At 59.9% G+C, this 19,159-nt stretch carries 21 protein-coding genes and 1 tRNA gene; 12 read left to right on the top strand and 10 right to left on the bottom strand.

What is annotated here, in order from left to right; translation table 11 throughout:
* Positions 1–263: 263 nt before the first annotated feature.
* Positions 264–671: a helix-turn-helix domain-containing protein gene (locus AB4072_RS07325; protein ID WP_441966697.1), complete on the bottom strand. Its 408-nt coding sequence runs from the start codon at positions 669–671 to the stop codon at positions 264–266.
* Positions 671–880, bottom strand: a complete 210-nt coding sequence (locus AB4072_RS07320) for a hypothetical protein (RefSeq protein WP_441966695.1) — start codon at positions 878–880, stop codon at positions 671–673. Before AB4072_RS07320 ends, AB4072_RS07325 begins: the two co-directional genes overlap by 1 nt.
* A gap of 114 nt (positions 881–994) precedes the next feature.
* Here AB4072_RS07320 and AB4072_RS07315 point away from each other — a divergent pair, with 114 nt between their 5' ends.
* On the top strand, positions 995–1,576 hold the full coding sequence (locus AB4072_RS07315) for a hypothetical protein (RefSeq protein ID WP_441966693.1): 582 nt from the start codon (positions 995–997) through the stop codon (positions 1,574–1,576).
* Positions 1,573–1,842 (top strand): hypothetical protein, encoded by a 270-nt coding sequence (locus AB4072_RS07310; RefSeq protein ID WP_441966691.1) that lies wholly within the window; start codon positions 1,573–1,575, stop codon positions 1,840–1,842. Before AB4072_RS07315 ends, AB4072_RS07310 begins: the two co-directional genes overlap by 4 nt.
* Here the strand turns inward: AB4072_RS07310 and AB4072_RS07305 are convergent.
* From AB4072_RS07305 to AB4072_RS07285, 5 genes are all read right to left on the bottom strand, one after another.
* On the bottom strand, positions 1,825–2,838 hold the full coding sequence (locus AB4072_RS07305) for a LysR family transcriptional regulator (protein WP_441966689.1): 1,014 nt from the start codon (positions 2,836–2,838) through the stop codon (positions 1,825–1,827). The genes AB4072_RS07310 and AB4072_RS07305 overlap by 18 nt on opposite strands.
* A gap of 243 nt (positions 2,839–3,081) precedes the next feature.
* Positions 3,082–4,590 (bottom strand): cadherin domain-containing protein, encoded by a 1,509-nt coding sequence (locus AB4072_RS07300; protein WP_441967256.1) that lies wholly within the window; start codon positions 4,588–4,590, stop codon positions 3,082–3,084.
* 11 nt (positions 4,591–4,601) lie between these two features.
* Positions 4,602–4,907: a calcium-binding protein gene (locus AB4072_RS07295; RefSeq protein ID WP_441966687.1), complete on the bottom strand. Its 306-nt coding sequence runs from the start codon at positions 4,905–4,907 to the stop codon at positions 4,602–4,604.
* 352 nt (positions 4,908–5,259) lie between these two features.
* A tRNA-Ile gene (locus AB4072_RS07290) sits at positions 5,260–5,335 on the bottom strand.
* A gap of 98 nt (positions 5,336–5,433) precedes the next feature.
* On the bottom strand, positions 5,434–6,663 hold the full coding sequence (locus tag AB4072_RS07285; protein WP_441967254.1) for an adenylate/guanylate cyclase domain-containing protein: 1,230 nt from the start codon (positions 6,661–6,663) through the stop codon (positions 5,434–5,436).
* 184 nt (positions 6,664–6,847) lie between these two features.
* Here AB4072_RS07285 and ku point away from each other — a divergent pair, with 184 nt between their 5' ends.
* From ku to AB4072_RS07270, 3 genes are all read left to right on the top strand, one after another.
* Positions 6,848–7,777, top strand: a complete 930-nt coding sequence (gene ku, locus AB4072_RS07280) for a non-homologous end joining protein Ku (protein ID WP_441966685.1) — start codon at positions 6,848–6,850, stop codon at positions 7,775–7,777.
* Between the two features lie 207 nt (positions 7,778–7,984).
* Positions 7,985–8,605: a TIGR02466 family protein gene (locus AB4072_RS07275; protein WP_441966683.1), complete on the top strand. Its 621-nt coding sequence runs from the start codon at positions 7,985–7,987 to the stop codon at positions 8,603–8,605.
* Positions 8,606–8,701: 96 nt separating this feature from the next.
* The gene (locus tag AB4072_RS07270; protein ID WP_441966682.1) at positions 8,702–8,962 is read left to right on the top strand and encodes a hypothetical protein; all 261 of its coding nucleotides are present in this window, start codon (positions 8,702–8,704) and stop codon (positions 8,960–8,962) included.
* 68 nt (positions 8,963–9,030) lie between these two features.
* On the opposite strand, the gene AB4072_RS07265 is transcribed toward AB4072_RS07270, so the two are convergent.
* The gene (locus tag AB4072_RS07265; RefSeq protein ID WP_441966680.1) at positions 9,031–10,257 is read right to left on the bottom strand and encodes an MFS transporter; all 1,227 of its coding nucleotides are present in this window, start codon (positions 10,255–10,257) and stop codon (positions 9,031–9,033) included.
* A 226-nt stretch (positions 10,258–10,483) separates the two neighbouring features.
* On the opposite strand from AB4072_RS07265, the gene AB4072_RS07260 reads away from it, so the two are divergent.
* Together AB4072_RS07260 and AB4072_RS07255 are read left to right on the top strand one after the other, a co-directional pair.
* Complete coding sequence (locus AB4072_RS07260) at positions 10,484–10,888, top strand: FUSC family protein (RefSeq protein ID WP_441966678.1); 405 nt, start codon at positions 10,484–10,486, stop codon at positions 10,886–10,888.
* Complete coding sequence (locus AB4072_RS07255; RefSeq protein WP_441966677.1) at positions 10,843–11,310, top strand: HlyD family secretion protein; 468 nt, start codon at positions 10,843–10,845, stop codon at positions 11,308–11,310. Before AB4072_RS07260 ends, AB4072_RS07255 begins: the two co-directional genes overlap by 46 nt.
* A 3-nt stretch (positions 11,311–11,313) precedes the next feature.
* Here AB4072_RS07255 and AB4072_RS07250 read toward each other — a convergent pair whose 3' ends face one another.
* Entirely contained in the window at positions 11,314–11,730 is a 417-nt protein-coding gene (locus AB4072_RS07250; RefSeq protein ID WP_441966676.1) for a YkgJ family cysteine cluster protein, read from the bottom strand.
* Between the two features lie 167 nt (positions 11,731–11,897).
* Positions 11,898–13,364 carry a catalase gene (locus AB4072_RS07245; RefSeq protein WP_441966675.1) on the bottom strand — a complete coding sequence of 489 codons (1,467 nt, stop codon included), beginning with the start codon at positions 13,362–13,364 and terminating at the stop codon, positions 11,898–11,900.
* Positions 13,365–13,459: 95 nt separating this feature from the next.
* On the opposite strand from AB4072_RS07245, the gene AB4072_RS07240 reads away from it, so the two are divergent.
* From AB4072_RS07240 to dnaG, 5 genes are all read left to right on the top strand, one after another.
* Positions 13,460–14,353 (top strand): LysR substrate-binding domain-containing protein, encoded by an 894-nt coding sequence (locus tag AB4072_RS07240; RefSeq protein ID WP_441966674.1) that lies wholly within the window; start codon positions 13,460–13,462, stop codon positions 14,351–14,353.
* 121 nt (positions 14,354–14,474) lie between these two features.
* Entirely contained in the window at positions 14,475–15,731 is a 1,257-nt protein-coding gene (locus AB4072_RS07235) for an MgtC/SapB family protein (RefSeq protein ID WP_441966672.1), read from the top strand.
* A gap of 567 nt (positions 15,732–16,298) precedes the next feature.
* A complete protein-coding gene (locus tag AB4072_RS07230; protein ID WP_441966670.1) occupies positions 16,299–16,712 on the top strand; it encodes a helix-turn-helix domain-containing protein in 414 nt (137 codons plus the stop codon).
* A 301-nt stretch (positions 16,713–17,013) separates the two neighbouring features.
* A complete protein-coding gene (locus tag AB4072_RS07225) occupies positions 17,014–17,145 on the top strand; it encodes a hypothetical protein (RefSeq protein ID WP_441966668.1) in 132 nt (43 codons plus the stop codon).
* 91 nt (positions 17,146–17,236) lie between these two features.
* Entirely contained in the window at positions 17,237–19,129 is a 1,893-nt protein-coding gene (gene dnaG / locus AB4072_RS07220; RefSeq protein ID WP_441966666.1) for a DNA primase, read from the top strand.
* Positions 19,130–19,159: the final 30 nt, after the last annotated feature.

Raw genomic sequence — 19,159 nt, 5'->3', positions numbered from 1 at the left:
TAAAATAACTTTCAACTAGTGAAAGCAGCCTATCACAGGTCACGTCATTGATAGGCGAGCGGAAGAAACAGCGGCCTCAGGCTGTCCCTTGCGATACTCGAACGTGCAACCAACTCGCTATGAGCGGCACGACTTCGTCGAGGGGCATTGCGCTACGCTCTCGACGGATACAGATTAGCCGCAAGGATTTCCCTTGCGGAATGCAGAGATAAAGAAACGATGCCCATGACTTGAGCATCGACAGGCCCACACAATAGGCAGCACTAGGATCGCGACAATACAATTGCCTCGACGAGTTCTACGATCTTGCGTCGCATGTCATCCTCTTGCACAGCGGCAAAGGCTTTGGCCAGACGCTGGCCTAGTGGTGTACTAAGCGCTTCGGCGGCATGATCATCTTGGCTTCGTAACCCAATCGTCCCGCTTATCCCTTCATAAAAATAGCCGACCGAAACGCCCAGGATCGTACCTATTTCCTGCAGGCGGCCGGCGCCGATCCTGTTGACGCCTCGCTCATATTTTTGAACCTGCTGGAATGTGACGCCGAGTGCGTCACCGAGTTTTTCCTGGCTTACTCCGATGAGCGTGCGACGGGCTCGAATCCGACTGCCGATATAGCGATCTGCTTCGCTCGGCGACTTCTGTACACTTCTGTTCATTAAGGCGGCCATTAATTCAGAAACTCTCCCCGGATAGGCGCAAGAAAACCGAGAACCCGCCGAATTTGTTCGTTAAACGCGATCAAATCGTCGCCCGGCATGCTCGCTACCTGTTCGATTATGTAGGCCTGGATGCTTTCCCAATCATCCCCAAAGCGCTCTACAGCATCTCGGCATAGCTCAGCCAAGCGTATCGGCACAATACTATCGCTTTGGGTCATGCTCGTTCCTGTTCAACGCTGATGTAGAACCGCGCCACATCTTAACCTCTTCAACGACCGCACGACGCCGTGCTCATTTCTTGAGCATATCTCAGGTAGATCATGGGTCCGCACATGCAAGACACCCCCTCACGTATCGTCAATCACGACAACCTCATTCGCGTCGAGATTGTTACAACGCCTGAGCAACTGCTTCACGCGTACGCCATCCGCGCCATTTGCTTCATGGAAGAACATGGCGTTACAGCGCGGCAGACGTATGACGGGAATGATTATCAAGCAACGCACATTATCGTCTATGCCGGAGATGAGCCGGTTGGGACGGCCCGCGTCAGGTGGTTCAAGGACTTCGCGAAGATGGAACGCACCAGCTTCCGTAAGGCTTGGCGCGACATCCGCACGATCAAGCGCTGCGCCGAATTCATATTCGAGCATATCGAGCGGAAGGGCTACGACCGGGTCGTGACGCATGCGAAGCCGAAATACGCCCGTCTCTGGCGCACCATGCTCGGATTCAAGAACGCTCCCGGCAAAGAGCCCCTGTTGTTCGACGGTCACGACGAACCGTACATCGAACTCGTCAAGGAACTTACGCCTCCAAGCAACGCGATCTCGATCACGACAGAGGCGTCCGTCCTCTTTCGCGTCGAAGGGTTTTGGGACGCGCGCTCCGAGTTCGAAGCAGCCGAATTATGAACAACGCGAGGCCCATCGACCTTCCCGACCTCAATCAGGCGGATACGGGTACAATCATGGATTATTTTCGCTCTCACTTGCAGCAGGTCGTTACGCTGCACATGGCAATGTTTGAAAAATTGCTCTTTGAAGCCGACGATCTACCGGTCGAGCTCGCCGAGTTCTTTGAGGATGCCGGAAACACGTACCTCAATATCTCCGAGACGATCAGCAAGCGGTATCGCAGGCAACGAATGCGAGAAATCGATCTACAGGTTAAAGAGTAGCTTGATGCCGATGTCGAAGCGGCTCGGAGGATTGTTCAGTCGAAACTCCGGGCTGAACCATGGATTTTTTGGACCGAACATGTCGCAGAGCCAATCGAAAACCAATTGAACAGGCTTGGCATTCAACCGTTCCGTCAGAGCCAGAGCGTAAAGCGGAACCGACATTTTGACATCGAGATCCAGGGGCACGGCATCAGGCTCCAAGACTGTGTAGCTTCCAAGGAGACCGATCCCGAGGCCTGCCTTCACCAACATGCCATAGGCCATTGAGTTGTCGCAGAAATGGGCGATCTGCCCTTTCGCAACGGCGCTGTTCCAAGGATCCCACAATCCTGTTTTGGATGTGTAGAACTCCGATTGCAGAAAGAAATGCTGCGCCAGGTTCGAGCGCGTGGGAATGCCCTGCTGTTGAATGTAGGATTTCGCCACCACGGGAATGAAATGCAGGCTTCCGAGCCGACGGGAGGAAATGTCTGCTGCTTCGATCGGGCTGAAGCCGATCATCATGTCTGTCTGGTTCTCGCGCAAACTGACGACGTTGGCCGGGCTTTTGAGATGAAGCTGGATCCTGGGGTGCTCGGCCGAAAAGGTGGGGATCGCGGGGGCCACGAAAAACGTGTTGAGACCGTCCGTGATGCTGACGCGCACAATGCCTTCAGCTTCTTTCGTTTCCGCCTTGAGATCATTCGTCAAGGCAAACAGCGAATGATCCAGCCTGGTCAGGGCCTGTGCGAGCGCTTGGCCTTTCGGCGTCAATCGAACGCCATGCTTGGTGGGAACGAACAACTGCGATCCCATGAGATCCTGCAACCGCCGGACCTGACGGCTGACCGTGGGCTGGCTCGTATTGAGAACCTCAGCGGCGCGATTGAAAGACTTTGCCTTGGCGACAGCAAGGAAGACCCGCAGTTCCCCCCAGAACTGGCCACTCAGAATATTCTCGTTGTCCAGTGATGATCGAACCAAGTTGCGCTGGTCCGGGTCGAATGGTTCCATAATTTTCCAGCTTGAGCAGGCAATTGCCGAACGAAATTCTATTACTTTTCGGAAAGGTATACAATCGCCATGACGCGAACCGAACGGGATGCGGAGCGTCAATGCACGTTCACCGGACGTTCTTTTGCCTGATCGGCCCGTTACAGCTGGAGCCGCAAGAAAAAGCCCTGCCAGAGGAACCGGCAGGGCTTCACAAATCCAATCTCAGGTGCTTTCGCTTCCCCTGAGCTTCGCCATGCTAAATCAGATGACGAAGAAATCCTTGTAGGTCATCTTGAGGTTCTTCGAGAGAATCGCGATCTGGATCTGCGCGGCGGCGCCAGTGCCGTCGGGATCGTAGTAAAGCGCGCCCGTCTTCTTGTTATAGATGATGTGATCGCTGGCATCGTGCGCCTTCGTTCCCTGATAGAACTCGGAGCTCTTGATCACGCCCTTCTTGGCCATTTTCTTGAACACGCTCTTGGCCAGATGGATCGTGTCATCTTTGACGCTGAAATCAGTGATCCGATCCAAATTGGCTTTGTTCACCTTGGGCGAAGAGGACAGCTTGGTGTCAAACACGAAGATGTCGCTGCCCAAGCCACCCGTTAAGACGTCCTTGCCGGCCCGACCGTAAAGCTTGTCGTTGCCGAGGTTACCCCGCAAGACGTCGTTGCCACCTTGGCCGTAAAGCACATCATTGGCATTGCGGCCTTCAAGTACATCGGCGCGCGACGTTCCCCAAAGCGTCAAGGGAAGATTGGGATTGTTGGGGTCATTGGGATCGTTGCCTTCAACGACATCAAGCACAGTGAGCGCAAAGGTCTGCGTTGTTCCAGCGCCATAACCGTTCGAAGCTTTAACCGTAATGGAGTACTGGGCTTTGGTCTCGAAATCGAGCTGCCCGGTTAGAACCAGGTTGCGCCCATCGATCTTGAAAGGCCCATCGGTCGAGACCAGGCTGTATGTGATCGCGTCGCCATCTGCATCTACCGCCGAGAGGCTTGCGAGGATCGTCGACGCCAACGCGTCTTCGCTAAACCTGGTCTCGGACAGCTTGATATCTGTCGGGTCATGGTTCTTGAGACGATAGGTGATATCCGAAAAGCGCAACAACTCGACGCTGTCGTAAACGGCGTCGGTTCCGTCCCTGTCGGCGACCAAGTCAATGACGCCATAAATACCCAACTTGGCGGCACGCTCATCGAGCTTGTACTCAGAGAACTTGCCGCGATAAACTGCGGTGTCCGTCCCCTCGCCGCCACTGAGTGTGTCGTTGCCGGCTTCACCCTGCATCACATCGTCACCGGTTTGACCGTTTTGGTCGCCCGATAGGGTGTCGTTGCCTTCACCTCCGAAAAGCGTGTCGTTTCCACCGCCGCCTGAGAGAAGGTCATCCCCATACCAACCTTGAAGGTTGTTGGCGCCTGCGTCTCCCTCTAGGCGGTCATTGAATCGTGACCCCACGAGGCCTTCGATGCTGAGGTAGATGTCGCCCTGAGCGTCACCCGTGTTGTTGTTGGGAAAGCTCAGACTCACCGTCAATCCGATAGTAGACGACGAGTAGCTTGCGAGATCGTCATGAGCTCCACCATCGAGCGTGTCTGCGCCGGCTCCTCCCTCTAAAAGATCGTAGCCATCTCCACCAAGCAGGTGGTCAGTACCAAGCCCGCCTTCCAAGATGTCATTGCCAAGCTCACCAACTAGGATGTCATCGCCACCGAGACCGCTGAGATGGTCGTTGCCAATGGCTCCGTTGAGCATGTTAGCAATCGAATTGCCAGTCAGACTATCGTCATGAACGGAGCCGAGACATTCTCGACGTCGAGAATAGTGTCCCCCTCTGCCTCGCCGCCATGATTCTTCGTGTTGTCGGAAAGGTTGACAGTGACAGCTTCCGGCGACCGATTGTAGTGCACTGCGTCAATATCAGCGTCGCCAAACAGCATGTCGGCGCCAGCCCCTCCCTCGAGCGTGTCATTACCGCCAGAGCCAAAAATAGTGTCGTTACCCGCGTCACCAAATAGGAACTCACCGATTAGAGTACCTAAGAGTGTGTCGTCGTCTGGGCCACCGATTGGAGCTGCCATTCTCGTCTCCTGAAAAATTTATCGAGTGCAGAAAGCCGAGCACTGCCATGGATCGACGCCGACTTCCCTGGGCGTTCGAAGGGAGAAACGAGGCTGTATTGTCGCAGTGTGTGATTTCGCACCGGCGGATCCGAGTGCACGCGGCCTGCCGAAATACCTTCCACAGTCCTCAATTGGATTTCCGGTCAAGCATGACCTTTATTCGGCGGCAGTCCACCTGGCCGGGGCCAGATTCGGCCACCATCACCCGGACTTAATGCGCAAGGCAGCAGATCGCATCACTCGGAAACGCGCTCAATGATTGCCGTAAATTTTGGGACAGCAGACCGGCTTGCTAAGCAGCTGAAAACATTGGTGGGCCCGGCAGGACTCGAACCTGCAACCAGACCGTTATGAGCGGCCGGCTCTAACCATTGAGCTACAGGCCCTTTAAGAAGGGGTGGAAGCTTTTAGCGGGAAAAGTTCCGGGATCGCAAGCGCTGACGGATTATGTTTTTGATTCAATGCCTTAATGATTCACAAAGAATCACGGCTTGAACACTTCGATCTGTTCCTCGAAGCCATCGACCTCGAAAGCGCCGACTGGGTGAGGATCGCCCCAGAGGTGATCGGCAAACGGTTTCGACATGAGAAGGGGCTCGTCCAGGGTCTTGTTCAGCTTGGCGATCCGGTTGGCCAAGTTGACGTCTCGGCCGATGACCGTGAAATCGAGACGCTGGCCGGAGCCGACATTGCCGTAAGCGGCCTCCCCGTGGTGAAGGGCTATTCCGACGCTGAGCGGAACGGGAAACCGTCCTTCGCTATTGGCCGCCTGAATACGCCTCAGAGCGTTGGCCGCAGCGGAGAGAGCCGATTGGGCGGCACCGCCCGTGTCGTCGCCCTTGTCGCGAAAAATCGCCAGGAGACCGTCTCCCAGGTATTTCAACACCTGCCCGCCCTCCTCCTCGATGGGCGGCACGAGACAATCGAAATAGTTGTTCAGAAGCTCCACGGCCTCTTCAGGCGTCAGGGTGGACGACAGACGCGTATAGCCGCGCATATCCGCAAACAGGATCGCCGAACGGATCCTCGTCACCTGTCCGCGCAGGATTGCCCCGGAGAGGATCTCCCGATGCGGCTCGTCGCCCACATAGATGCGCAGAACGTCATCGAGCCGGCTACTGGTGGCGCGCATCTCCGTGACGAGGCTGAAGGTCGGAACCAGAAGCCGCAGGGCCTTGAGCTCCTGCTCGCCGAAGCCCTCCTCCGCGCGCGTCGCGAACGAGATCGCGTTGTGCGTCCCGTTGATGAACTTGAACGGAATCGTCAGGTAGTGGCGATACCCGGCCTCTTTCAGCTCGGGGATGATCGGGAAGCGGTCGTCGGGCGTCTCCCGCAGATCCAGAAGAAGCCACTCGCCGGTACGGTTCACGTAAGCGAAGGGACTTGCCTCATAGGCCGCCTCGCGGCGATCACTATGGGGAAGGTATCGCACGGCGATCCCCTCCTCCTTCGTCCAGAAGCGTCCGACGCCGGCATATTCCGAGTGCAACGTTTCAATCGCCGATGCGGCCCGATCGATAGGCAGACCCAAATCGAGCAATCGCTCGATGAACCCCTCGAGGATATCGCTCGCGTCCTCTATGCGCACCGCGACGGTCACGAGCCAATCGCGGATTGTGATGACCCGCGACAGCAATTCCGGATCGAGGCTTCGGGCGAGCGACAGAAGCTTGTCGGAACGGTCGAGAATAGGGGTGGGGGCTGAGAGCGTCATATCGCCTAGGTGGGTCCGGTCTTTCACCACGACAAGCGGCGCAGGAGCAGAAAGCCGCAACATTGTGAGATCTTTTCCTTGCCACGTAAAGAAAGCCTGACCGCGCGGCCGAGCGGATCGGAACGACTGCCCTGCTCTCCCGTTGAATCGCCGCAACCTTTAAGCTTGCTCGATGGAGTTTTCCATGACGCCGCGATCGAATTGGAAGGGCTATTTGAAACTGTCGCTGGTGTCCTGCGCCGTCGCCCTTGTGCCGGCAGCGACCACGAAGGATCGCGTTTCGTTCAATCTCCTCAACCGCGATACGGGCAACCGCCTGCGCCGGCAGTTGGTGGATGAGGGCACGGGCGATGTCGTGGAGGGCGCCGAGCAGGTCCGCGGTTACGAGATTGCCAAGCGCGAATATATCACGCTCGAAGAGGACGAGATCGAGAAGGTCACGCTTGAAAGCACGCACACCATCGACATCGAAAGCTTCGTGCCGCGCTCCCAGATTGACGAGGTCTATTTCGATACGCCCTATTACCTCGTGCCCGATGGGAAAGTGGCCGAGGAGGCCTTCGCCGTCATTCGCGACGCGATGGCGAAGAAGAACGTGGTCGGGCTCGGCCGTGTCGTTCTCTACAGGCGCGAACGCATCATCATGCTGGAAGCGCACGGCAAGGGCATCGCGGCGCAGACCTTGCGCTACGGCTATGAGGTGCGGGACGCGAACGAGTATTTCGAGGATATCCACGACATCAAGATCCCCGCTGAAATGCTCGAGCTTGCCGAACACATCATCGAAAAGAAGATGACGACTTTCGATCCGACCCGTTTCGAGGACCGTTACCAGAATGCCCTGGTCGCCCTGATCAAGGCCAAGGCTGGGCACAAGCCCGCGCCGAAACTCGAAGCGCCGAAACCGACGAACGTCATCAACCTCATGGATGCCTTGCGGCGCAGCATCGCAAACGACGACACGAAAGCGAAACCGAAAGGCGCAGCGCAACCCGCTCGCGCGGCCGCGAAGTCCGCCGGGCGGGCGCCTGCGAAATCCGCACCCGCCAAACCGCCCCCCTCCAAGCCACGCAGCGGAACCAAAGGCGGGAAGGGTCTGAAGCACGCAGGCTGAGGTCGTGACTCAGTTTGATGAGGATGAGGCACAGGCTTTCCCTCTCCGAAAGGGGGAGGGAAGAGCGCGGATCAAACTGAGTCACCGCCCGGGCTGACCGGGCTTTGACAGGGCAGCATCGTCGGGGCTAGAGCGGTCTTCCGATCCAATGCAACCGGAGAGCACTCTGGTTGCCCGTGTTTGCGGAAAACGCGCCAGAGCCACCCCATGTCCAGCATCGATACCCTCTTCGTCACCAAGATCTACCGGGCCGAGATGGCCGGCGCGAAGGCCGAGCGCCTTAATCAGGACCTCGAAGCCGCGTGTCTCTCCATCGCGGAAGACGATGAAGCCGGTCAGCGGTGGTGCGAGAAGAACGGTTATCCGGGCTACACGTCCTATGCGTCGCTGAATGACCTGCCCTGGCGCGTGCCGGTTTTCGGCGAGCTCCTGAAGGCTATCGACAAACATGTCGACGCTTTCACGAAGGAGCTGGAATTCGATCTCAAGGGCCGCAAGCTCGAAATGGACAGCCTCTGGATCAACATCCTTCCGCCGGGCGGGGTGCATACGTCGCACATTCATCCGCATTCGGTGATCAGCGGCACCTACTACGTGACGATCCCGGATGGCGCGAGCGCGCTCAAGCTGGAGGATCCGCGCCTGGGTTTCATGATGGCTGCCCCGCCGCGCAAGGCGAAGGCCAAGCCGGAGAACAAGCAATTCGCCTACATCAAGCCCGCACCGGGAAGCGTCCTGCTTTGGGAAAGCTGGCTGCGCCACGAAGTGCCTCTCAACGAGGCCGAGAGCGAGCGCATCAGCGTGAGCTTCAACTACGCGTGGCGCTAGAAGCCTGATCAGAACAAGTGAAATCTTCGCGTTCTCTGGCGCGCTGAAACGATCATCGCGGATATTCGCTTCCGGCAGTTGGTGACCCGATCCAGCTTGAGAGGGATCGCCGTTCTCCTTGGCGCTTTCGCTTATCCGATGGGCAATCTCGCGGTCTTCTTTGCGCTCCAGCAGATCTGGAGTTCGGTGTGGGCCGCTGCCGCGATAGCGGCTGCCAATTTCATTCTCGCGATCATCCTGATCGCCATCGCGAAGCGCGCACGGCCCGGACGCGAAATGGATCTCGCCCTTGAGGTCAGAAACATGGCGAATGATGCGCTCGAAGCCGATGCGCAGGTCATCCAGGACAAGGCGTGATGGATTCAGCCGCGCGGCATTCGAAAGAGAATGCCGCGCCGGATCAACCCTTGATCGACAACCGATGATCAAGCCGCAGGGGCCTTGGGGCGTTCATGCGGAAGGAAATAGGTGAGCAGCCCGATGGCGGGCAGGAAGGCGCAGATACGGTAGACCGTCTCGATGCTGGTCATATCCGCCACCTGGCCGAGCACCGCCGCACCCAAACCGCCCATGCCGAAGGACAGGCCGAAGAACAGGCCAGCGATCATGCCGACACGCCCCGGCACAAGTTCCATGGCAAACACGACGATTGCCGAGAAAGCCGAGGCGAGAACGAGGCCGATGATGACGCTGAGCACGCCGGTCCACATCAGGTTGGCGTAAGGCAATGCGAGGGTGAACGGCAGGACACCCAGGATCGAGAACCAGATCACGTATTTCCGCCCGATGCGGTCGCCGATGGGGCCGCCGAGGATCGTTCCCGCCGCGACAGCCGCGAGGAAGACGAACAGATGGAGCTGCGCATCCTGCACCGAGAGCTGGAACTTCGCGATCAGGTAGAACGTGAAATAGCTGCTGATGCTGGCAAGATAGAAGTTCTTCGAGAAGATCAGCAGCATCAGGATGGTGATCGACACGCCGATAGTCATGCGCGAATGCCGGGGTGCAACAGGAGCCTGCTGAGGCTTGGCTTTCGCCGCGACCATTTTGCCCCGGTACCAGCGCCCCACATTGAACAGCACGATCATGGCCAGAAGCGCGACAGCGGAGAACCAGGCGATGCTCGATTGGCCGTTGGGCACGACGATGAACGCGGCAAGCAGCGGACCGAGCGCCGAGCCGGTATTGCCACCAACCTGAAACACCGACTGCGCGAGACCATGCCGTCCGCCTGAGGCCATGCGAGCGACGCGCGAGGATTCCGGGTGGAAGATCGAGGACCCCATGCCGACCAGCGCCGCGGCCAGAAGCAGCATGGGATAGGAACCGGCCCTTGAGAGAGTCAACAGGCCGACGAGTGTGAAACCCATGCCGATGACGAGCGAATACGGCTTCGGTTTCAAGTCAGTATAATAGCCGACAACCGGCTGGAGCAGCGACGCGGTGAGCTGGAAGGTAAAGGTGATCAGGCCGATCTGACCGAAATCGAGATGGAACGCGTCCTTCAGGACGGGATAGATCGCCGGGATCAACGATTGGATCAGATCGTTCAGGAGATGCGAAAAGCTGATGGCCAGAAGGATCGGAACGGCCACCCCCTCGGCGGTCGCACGAGCGGGCGCAGCGGCAAAAGCAGTCGACTTCGTATCCATCGGTCTTCTTTTCTCGAAGTTTGGCGTCGGCCTTCGGACATCGGCATTGAACCGATTTTGCGTTCATATAAAGCCAAATCATCGTCCGTGTCTTGGACCGCCCATGCAAAGCTGGGTTGTCAGGACAGCATTACGACAGACGGGCTAGGGCCGGACACAACTCGGCTTGACCCCGTTGGGACGAGGGCTAAATCCCCTCCGGCGAGTGATGGGAGCGTATCGCGCCATGCAACAGCCGAGCTGGCGAGAGGTGGTGTTCTCGATCAAGACATTCGGCGCGGCGATGCTCGCTCTCTATATCGCGTTCCGGCTCAATCTCACCCAGCCAAGCTGGGCGATGCTCACGGCCCTCATCGTCTCCCAACCCATCGCCGGGATGGGCAATGTGGCGCTGCATCTGCAGGAGAAATTTCTGACTCTGCTCTCCATGCTGGTCTCCATCCATGACCGGGTGACGCTGCTTCACGAGCGGGCGCCCGCCGTTCTCGACTCGTTGCAACCCCTCCTCTATCGCGTTCCGATCTGCTCGACCGGGAAAACCCGCTCGCGTCCGATCCACAAGAAAGCGTCGCCCTGGAGGAACTCTTGCAGGAGATCGAACGGCGCCTTCCCACATTGGATGCAATGGTGAAGGACTCGCGCGAAATCCTGGTCCGCACAATCCTCTTGCGCGTGCGCGATGTGCTGAACACGTGGCACCGTGTGCATGGCTTGCGCGACAATCTCTTCTCGGGCGCTCCCGTGAGTATCGCGGAGGTGTATTTCGAAGAGACGAAAATTCGCCATATCCACGACGGCGACAAAGCCATCGTCCGGCTGATGGGCTTTAACGAGGACATCGACGGGCATGTGGAGAGCATCGCCCGCGCCATCGTGGACCGGGAGACGATCTCGAACGGCGAATTGATCGCAAACGTCAATCCGACCTTCAGCTGGTTGCGCCTGGCGCAACGCATCCCCGTGCGCATCAAACTCGACAAAATTCCGGAGGACATCCGCCTGAGCGCCGGCATGACGGCGACCGTGATCACGGAGCCGCAAAGCCGCCCGTGAGGGCTATTCGTCCTCGTCGCGAAAGATGATCTTCACCACGGGCACGACATTCTTGTCGCCCTGCTGGGTCTGCTCGAAGCGTAACACATCGTAATAGGCGCAGCGCGAGCGCGCGGGGTAAGTACGGCAGACGCCGGGGCGCCCGTTATAGATCGTGCAGCCACGCGTCTTCTGATCGAGGAACATGCATGTCTCCTCGAAGATCGAATCCTTGACACGTCGCAGAACGCGCTCGTTCTCCCACGGTGCGGTATATTTCTCGCGCGCTTCCTCGACCGATACGCTGAAATGCTTAGCCAGGCGATTGATATCGGCCTTGGTCACCGTGACACGCTCGTAAATCGAGCAGCAGAAAGCGGGGCACTTGGTGCAATCGTAGTGAACGCGCGGTTTGCTCGTCTTGATTCCACGCTCGGCCATGCGCGCTCCTTGAACCTTTTCCACATGATGGACGAAGAGGCGTCTATTTCAAGTGAGCAATCTTGTCTCGTTTTTTCTGTCGCGCAGCTTCCCGAGTTCACGATCTTCACAAAAAAGCCGCCCGACGGGAGTGCCGGACGGCTGAAGCATCGACAGGTTGAGGGAGCTTACTCGGCGGCCTGAGGCACCACATCGTGGGCCGCAAGCCCCATGCGCTCGGCAACGCCAAGTCCATAAGCCTTGTCGGCGCGATAGAAGTGACCGATCTGGCGCTTCACGATCTCGACAGGAACCCCTTGCATGGCTCCCGCGATGTTGCTCATGAGCTGCGACTGTTGATCAGCGCTCATGAGGCGGAACAGCGCGCCGGCTTGGCTGTAATCGTCATTGCCCACGCGATGATCGTAGCGGTCGGCATCGCCTGAGATTTTCAGCGGCGGCTCGGCGAAGCGGTTGTCCTGCGCCGGGCCGTTGAACGAGTTCGGCTCATAATACGCATCGCCCCGGTTCGGGATGTCGGAGAGCATCGCACCGTCCGCATGATAATGCGCGACCGGGCAGCGCGGGCGGTTCACGGGCAGCGCCTCGTAGTGAGTGCCGACGCGATAGCGATGGGCATCGGCATAAGCGAAGATGCGCCCCTGCAACATCTTGTCAGGCGAGAAACCGACGCCCGGCACGATGTTGGACGGCGAGAATGAGGATTGCTCGACTTCGGCGAAGTAATGCTGCGCATTGCGGTTGAGTTCGAGAATACCGACCTCCTGCAACGGATAATCCGCATGCGGCCACACCTTCGTGAGGTCGAAGGGATTGTACGGTGTCTTGTCCGCATCCGTTTCCGGCATGATCTGGACGCAGACGCGCCAGCGCGGGAAATCGCCGCCCTCGATGGCCTCATAGAGATCGCGCTGCGCGCTTTCACGATCCTTGGCGACGATGCCTTCCGCCTCGCCGTTCGTCCAGTTCTTGATGCCCTGCATCGATTTGAAGTGGAACTTCACCCAATGCCGCTCGCCGGCTTCGTTGAGGAACGAATAGGTGTGCGATCCGAAGCCGTGCATGAAGCGATAGCCCTGCGGCAGGCCGCGATCCGAAAACAGGATTGTCACCTGATGCAGGCTCTCCGGCGAAAGGCTCCAGAAATCCCACATGGCGGTGGGACTGCGTAGGTTCGTCGAGGGATGGCGCTTTTGCGTGCGGATGAAATCGGGAAACTTCAGAGGGTCGCGGACGAAGAAGACCGGCGTGTTGTTGCCGACGACGTCCCAGTTCCCCTCCTCCGTGTAGAACTTCAACGAGAAGCCGCGCACATCGCGTTCTGCATCCGCAGCGCCGCGCTCTCCCGCGACCGTCGAGAAGCGCAGGAAGACTTCGGTCTGCTTACCAATTTTCGAGAACAGCTTGGCCTTGGAATATTTCGAGACGTCCTGCGTCACCGTGAAGGTGCCGTAAGCACCCGAGCCCTTCGCGTGCACGACGCGCTCGGGGATACGCTCGCGGTTCTGATGCGCTAGCTTTTCGATCAGTTGATAGTCCTGCAACAGCAGAGGCCCGCGCTCTCCTGCCGAGATCGAATTCTGATTGTCGGCAATCGGCGCGCCTGCAGTGGTGGTCATGGTCGGCTTGGTCATGAGCGTCCTCCGTTGTTTGGCCTCCACAGTCGCGAAAGATGCTCGATTAGTCCAATTCGATTGCCTGAGGAGATCGATCAGATTAACTTATCGCCATGATCACGCTCCGCCAGCTGCGCTATCTCGCAGCCGTCTCCGAGACCCGCCATTTCGGCCAGGCCGCAACGCTTTGCCATGTGACGCAGCCCGCTCTCTCCATGCAGATCCAGGAACTGGAACAGGATCTGGGCCTCCAACTCGTCGAGCGTCGGCGCAATTCCATTGCCTTGACGGCCGACGGCGAGGAAGTCGTCCGCCGCGCCTCCTCGATCCTCGCATCCGTGTCCGATCTGCAGGATTACGCGCGCCGGAAGAGGCCCGCTCTCACGGGATTGTTGCGTCTTGGCATCATCCCGTCCATCGCGCCCTACCTTTTGCCGAAAGCGCTGCCGGAATTGCACAAACACTTTCCCGAACTCGAACTGCGCTTGCGCGAAACGCAGACGAAAAGCCTCGTCGACGAACTGGTCCGGGGCGATCTCGATCTCATCGTGATCGCGCTCCCCGTCGACCATCCGGAACTGGAAACCTTGCGCGTGTTCGAGGATCGTTTCTTCGTCGCGCAGCAGGCCTGTTCGGCCACGCGCGCGAAGAAACGCATGTCCGTCGCGGATCTCTCCTCGCAGCGTCTTCTGCTCCTGGAGGAAGGTCATTGCCTGCGCGATCAGGTGTTGAGCGTGTGCGCGAGATCCGCTTCGACCCTCGACACCACCTTCGGCGCATCGAGTCTTTCCACCGTGATGCATCTCGTCGCGAACGGCTATGGCATCACGCTTCTGCCGGAGATGGCGGCTGAGACGGAGGCGAACGATGCGCGCATCCATCTCGTTCCATTTTGCGATCCCGAGCCCACGCGAACCATTGGCCTTGCATGGCGCAAATCATCCGCGCGGCGTGCCGACGCTGAAGCCCTGTCCCAGATCCTGAGCGGCATCCGCGCGACACCGTAGGATGGTCCGAAGTTCCTATCTCACCGCGTCACGCTAGGTCATAATTGCCTCGTGAGAAGGGAGCCGCGCTCGAAATGACGAAACTCGCTTCTGAGACTGCCTTGAAAAAGAGCCTTGCCCGATGATCAGCGACCCCCTCCTCCAGCGCTTTGCCGTCGCCCTGGCCATCGGCCTTCTGATCGGCCTCGAACGCGGATGGCAATTCCGCGAGGAAGCGGAAGGCGAGCGTACGGCGGGTCTGCGCACCTATACGCTCTCCTCGCTGCTGGGTGCGATCTGCGCCGCACTGGCGACCTATACGAGTCCGATCTTCCTCGGCCTTGCCTTCGTCGCCTTTGCCGGAGGCTTCAGCGCCTTCGCGTGGCTCGAGGCGCAAGCGGAGCGCAATTTCAGCGTGACGGGCGTCGTCGCCGCGTTGATCGCCTTTGCGCTCGGAGCTTATGCCGTCCTCGGCAACCTTCAGATCGCGGTTGCCATCGCAGTCACGGTGACGCTGATCCTCGCTCTCAAACAGCCGCTTCATGCCTGGCTTCGGCAACTGACATGGCCTGAAATCCGATCGATCCTGATCCTTCTGGCAATGACTTTCCTGTTGCTGCCTCTTCTGCCGAACCGAACCGTCGACCCGTGGGACGCCATCAACCCCGCTGCGATCTGGCTGCTCGTCATCATTCTCGGCGGCATTTCCTTCGTCGGGTACTTCGCCATCCGCATCATGGGCAGCGAGGCGGGCGTTGCCATGGTGGCGCTTGCGGGCGGCCTCGCCTCATCCACCGCGACGACCCTGACCCTGAGCCGCCTCGCCAAGCGGAGCCCGTCGGCGAGCACCATGATCGCCGGCGGCATTCTGCTGTCGGGATCCGTGATGGTCGTGCGGATGCTCGTTATCGCCAGCGCTATCAACACCGCGCTTCTCGTGCCGCTTGCCTGGACGCTCGGCACGGCAGGACTCGTCCTTGTGTCGGGGGCGGCATTCCTTCTGCTCGGTCGCAGTTCGCAATCCGCGCATCCCGACCTGCAATTGAAAAACCCACTCGATCTGCGCGCCGCATTTCAACTCGCTGCGCTTGTCGCCATCATCAGCTTCCTCGCCAAGATCGTGACGACCTATGTGGGCGAAACCGGCCTGAATGTCCTCGCGGCACTCTCCGGCATCGCGGACGTGGACGCCATTACGTTGTCCTTCTCCCGCCTGTCGCAAGGCAGCATCGGCCTGCAGGCCGCCGCTATCGGCATGGGCATCGCAGCGGCGGTGAACACCGTCGTCAAAGCGGGGATGACATTCGCACTCGGCACCCGCCAAGCAGGCTGGATCGTCGGCGCCATCAGCGCCGCCGCCATCGCGGCGGGCGGCGCGGCTTACGCATTCTTCGTGTGAAGGGAAACACCGGAGCTGGCGAGCCTGATCGAAGAGATGAATCCGGACTGGTCGGATCTGTACCTGACCTTGAACATGTAGGTTCCCGCTTCGGAGGAAACACCCTCACCGTCATTCCGGGGCGCCGCAGGCGAACCCGGAACCCATAACCACTGGTGTCGCCGGAAAAGGATACGGGATCCTTGCGTCCTCTCGGTCACCCTTAGCGGTTATGGGTTTCCCCGCTTTGCGTGGCCCTTCGGGTCGGGTTCCGCTGCGCGGCCCCGGAATGACGGCGGAAGAATCCCGGAATGACGGGAGAAGTTCCGGCGCGCCATTGACCCTTTCCCCCTCCTGCGTGTTATCTCGTAGCCGGAGCCGGCCGTAGCCGGTTCTGGGGTGTCAGAACCCCTCCAGTAGCGGCCCGGCATCGGCCGCTAACGATGCCTTCCCAGCCTATGGCCGGGGAGGCGATGGCGCATGTCCAGGGCGAAAGCCTAAAGGTCATCGCAGCCGTCTACTGGCGGTTTCTGAACTCCCCGACCACCAGCGGCTGTGCTGGTGGTCGCCACCCACGGGGGAGTTTTTATGAGCATGTCGCCCAACCGCGCCAGAGCGCCAAGCGCTCACCCAAACGCCGCCAAAGCGCCGAGTCAGGCCGACCGGCGCATCGGTCAGCGCGTGCGCCTGATGCGCATCGCTATCGGATTGAGCCAAGAGAAATTGGCCGATGCGCTCGGGATCACCTTCCAACAGGTGCAGAAATATGAGCGGGGCACGAACCGCATCGGAGCGGGCCGCCTGCAGGAGATCGCGCGGGTCTTGAGCGTGCCGGTCGCGTCCTTCTACGACGCGGACGATCAGGCCGAGGGATCGCTGATGGTCGCGCTCGACACGCCGGATAGCCTGCCTCTGCTGCAAGCCTTCACCACCATCGGCCGCTCTGACCTGCGCCGTCAGGCCCTGGAGATTGTGCGAGCCCTCGCCAAGGTGAAGGCATGAACTCGCACACGGCCGTCATTCCGGGGCCGCGCAGCGGAGCCCGACCCGAAGGGCCACGCAAAGCGGGGAAACCCATAGCTGACAATTCCGAAAAAACGCAGCGATTGTCGCTGCACCATATTCGCTATCGTCAGCGGTTATGGGTTTTTGGGCTCGCGCGTTGCGCGCCCCCGGAATGACGAGCTTCTGCGCAGCCTCACTCTGAGGAGGCCAAAGGCCGTCTCGAAGGGCGAGGCGTCTCCAGTGCCCGCTGGACCCTCCTTCGAGACGCAGCCTTCGGCATCCTCAGGATGAGGTCGGAGTGAACGGCGCGCAGTCCCGGAATGACGGGGAAGCGTTCGGAATGGCGGATGGTGAAGGCGCGCGGGCTGTGGCCCATGTTGCGACGCTCTGGCCCATGGGGCTAGGCATCCGGGCCGGTCGGCTCTATTGACCGAGCCCTGTGGATTGCGGGACCAAGCGGGCGGGGTTCATTCTTTGTTGCCGCTCCTTAGTTTATTCAAGACATTTGGAGACATCGCTTCGTGCGTTACCCGCCGAACATCCTCGATGAGATTCGCGCCCGGCTGCCGGCCTCAGCGGTCGTCGGCAAGCGCGTGCGTCTCAAGAAGGCGGGGCGGGAATGGAAGGGGCTGTCGCCGTTCAATGCGGAGAAGACGCCGTCCTTCTACGTGAACGATCAGAAGCAGTTTTATCACTGCTTCTCGTCCGGCAAGCACGGCGACATCTTCAAATTCCTCATGGAGACGGAGGGGCTCTCCTTCCCCGAGGCCGTGGAGCGACTGGCGGCGGAGGCCGGCGTCGCGCTGCCGAAGGTGTCGCGCGAGGAGCAGGTCGCCGAGGTCAAGCGCAAGAATCTCCATGACGTCATGGAATTGGCGGCGCAGTTCTTCGAGGCGTCGCTTCAGGGAAGGTTCGGGGCCAAGGCGCGGGACTACCTCGCGGGACGCTCGCTCAGCGCCGAGACGCAGGCGCGTTTCCGCATCGGCTATGCCCCGGCGGACCGGTTTTCCTTGCGGGATCACCTTGCTGAAAAGGGCGTGCCGAGCGAGATGATGGAGGAGGCCGGGCTCCTCGTAACGGGCGAGGACGTGAAGGTCCCCTATGACCGCTTTCGCGACCGGGTCATGTTTCCCATCTGCGACGTGCGCGGGCGTGTGGTTGCCTTCGGCGGGCGCGCGCTCAGTGCGGACGTGCCCGCGAAATACCTGAATTCGCCGGATACCCCGCTCTTCAACAAGGGGCGGCTTCTCTACAATTACCACATGGCCCGGGTTCCGGCCCATGATCGCGGCACGGTCATCGCGGTCGAGGGCTATGTGGACGTCATTTCCCTGAACGCGGCGGGGTTCGCGAACGCGGTCGCGCCCCTCGGCACGGCGCTGACGGAAGACCAGCTGACCCTGCTCTGGCGCATGTCGGATGAGCCGACCCTGTGCTTCGACGGCGACAAGGCCGGGCGGCGGGCGGCCTACCGGGCGCTCGACATCGCCCTGCCGAACCTGAGCCCCGGCAAATCCCTGCGGTTCGCGCTTCTTCCCGAAGGGCAGGATCCTGACGATCTCGCCCGTTCCGGCGGATCGGTCGCCATCGAGCGGGTGATATCGGGGGCGCGGCCTCTGGTCGATATTCTCTGGGCGCGGGAGATCGAGGCCGGGCCGCTCGATACGCCGGAGCGTCGTGCGGCTCTGGAGCGGCGCTTGCGCGAATCACTTGCACTGATTCGCGACGAGACTCTGAAACGATACTACCGGGAAGAGGTCGAAACGCGCCTTTCGGCCCTCTCTCCCGATTCCGGGGCCGGTCGATTCGGTCGCCGCGACAAAGGCGGCCGGAAGGAGCGTTGGGGTCAGCCCAAAACGACGCCGAACGCCCGTTTGAGCGTCAGTCCGGTGCTCGCGCGCAGCCCTCTTTTCACGGGCGCGACGGCCGGATCGGCCCGCGAGGCGATGATCCTCTGTGCCTTCCTGAAGCATCCGGATCTGCTGCACGATCACGTGGAAACCCTTGCGGATCTTGACCTTGAGGGACACAGCGCCCACCTCATCCGGCGCGTTCTCCTCGATGGAGCCGCGGGAGGCGGGGCTGCCGACGACGCCGTGATGCAGACCCGGTTGGAGCGGGCAAACCTCACCGAGCCCGCCGAGCGTCTGATGGTCCTGGTTCGCCCCGGCGACCGCTGGGTTCTCGATCCGCACGCCGACCGATTGCGGCTTGAGGACGCATTACGACAAGCAATCACCTTGCATCGCCGCGCACGCACGTTACATAGCGAACTTCGGGCTGCCGAACGCGCGCTTGCCGAAGAAGACAACGAGGCCGATCTCGCCTGGATGCGAGAGGTCCAAAACCAATTGTCTTCGGTAGAGGGGGCTGAGGCCGATCTGGATAATGGAGTTGTTCACCGCGACCCATGATGCCCCGGACGCGGGGGTCAGGGCGGCGAG

Source organism: Microvirga sp. 2MCAF38, from assembly GCF_052115485.1.
Classification (GTDB): domain Bacteria; phylum Pseudomonadota; class Alphaproteobacteria; order Rhizobiales; family Beijerinckiaceae; genus Microvirga.
This window is presented reverse-complemented; position numbering and strand designations above follow the sequence as displayed.

What these genes read in the sequence shown, in the direction of transcription:
- AB4072_RS07325 (WP_441966697.1), bottom strand. Translation starts at nt 671, where the DNA reads ATGGCCGCCTTAATGAACAGAAGTGTACAGAAGTCGCCGAGCGAAGCA.
- AB4072_RS07320 (WP_441966695.1), bottom strand. Translation starts at nt 880, where the DNA reads ATGACCCAAAGCGATAGTATTGTGCCGATACGCTTGGCTGAGCTATGC.
- AB4072_RS07315 (WP_441966693.1), top strand. Translation starts at nt 995, where the DNA reads ATGCAAGACACCCCCTCACGTATCGTCAATCACGACAACCTCATTCGC.
- AB4072_RS07310 (WP_441966691.1), top strand. Translation starts at nt 1,573, where the DNA reads ATGAACAACGCGAGGCCCATCGACCTTCCCGACCTCAATCAGGCGGAT.
- AB4072_RS07305 (WP_441966689.1), bottom strand. Translation starts at nt 2,838, where the DNA reads ATGGAACCATTCGACCCGGACCAGCGCAACTTGGTTCGATCATCACTG.
- AB4072_RS07295 (WP_441966687.1), bottom strand. Translation starts at nt 4,907, where the DNA reads ATGGCAGCTCCAATCGGTGGCCCAGACGACGACACACTCTTAGGTACT.
- AB4072_RS07285 (WP_441967254.1), bottom strand. Translation starts at nt 6,663, where the DNA reads ATGACGCTCTCAGCCCCCACCCCTATTCTCGACCGTTCCGACAAGCTT.
- ku (WP_441966685.1), top strand. Translation starts at nt 6,848, where the DNA reads ATGACGCCGCGATCGAATTGGAAGGGCTATTTGAAACTGTCGCTGGTG.
- AB4072_RS07275 (WP_441966683.1), top strand. Translation starts at nt 7,985, where the DNA reads ATGTCCAGCATCGATACCCTCTTCGTCACCAAGATCTACCGGGCCGAG.
- AB4072_RS07265 (WP_441966680.1), bottom strand. Translation starts at nt 10,257, where the DNA reads ATGGATACGAAGTCGACTGCTTTTGCCGCTGCGCCCGCTCGTGCGACC.
- AB4072_RS07260 (WP_441966678.1), top strand. Translation starts at nt 10,484, where the DNA reads ATGCAACAGCCGAGCTGGCGAGAGGTGGTGTTCTCGATCAAGACATTC.
- AB4072_RS07250 (WP_441966676.1), bottom strand. Translation starts at nt 11,730, where the DNA reads ATGGCCGAGCGTGGAATCAAGACGAGCAAACCGCGCGTTCACTACGAT.
- AB4072_RS07245 (WP_441966675.1), bottom strand. Translation starts at nt 13,364, where the DNA reads ATGACCAAGCCGACCATGACCACCACTGCAGGCGCGCCGATTGCCGAC.
- AB4072_RS07240 (WP_441966674.1), top strand. Translation starts at nt 13,460, where the DNA reads ATGATCACGCTCCGCCAGCTGCGCTATCTCGCAGCCGTCTCCGAGACC.
- AB4072_RS07235 (WP_441966672.1), top strand. Translation starts at nt 14,475, where the DNA reads ATGATCAGCGACCCCCTCCTCCAGCGCTTTGCCGTCGCCCTGGCCATC.
- AB4072_RS07230 (WP_441966670.1), top strand. Translation starts at nt 16,299, where the DNA reads ATGAGCATGTCGCCCAACCGCGCCAGAGCGCCAAGCGCTCACCCAAAC.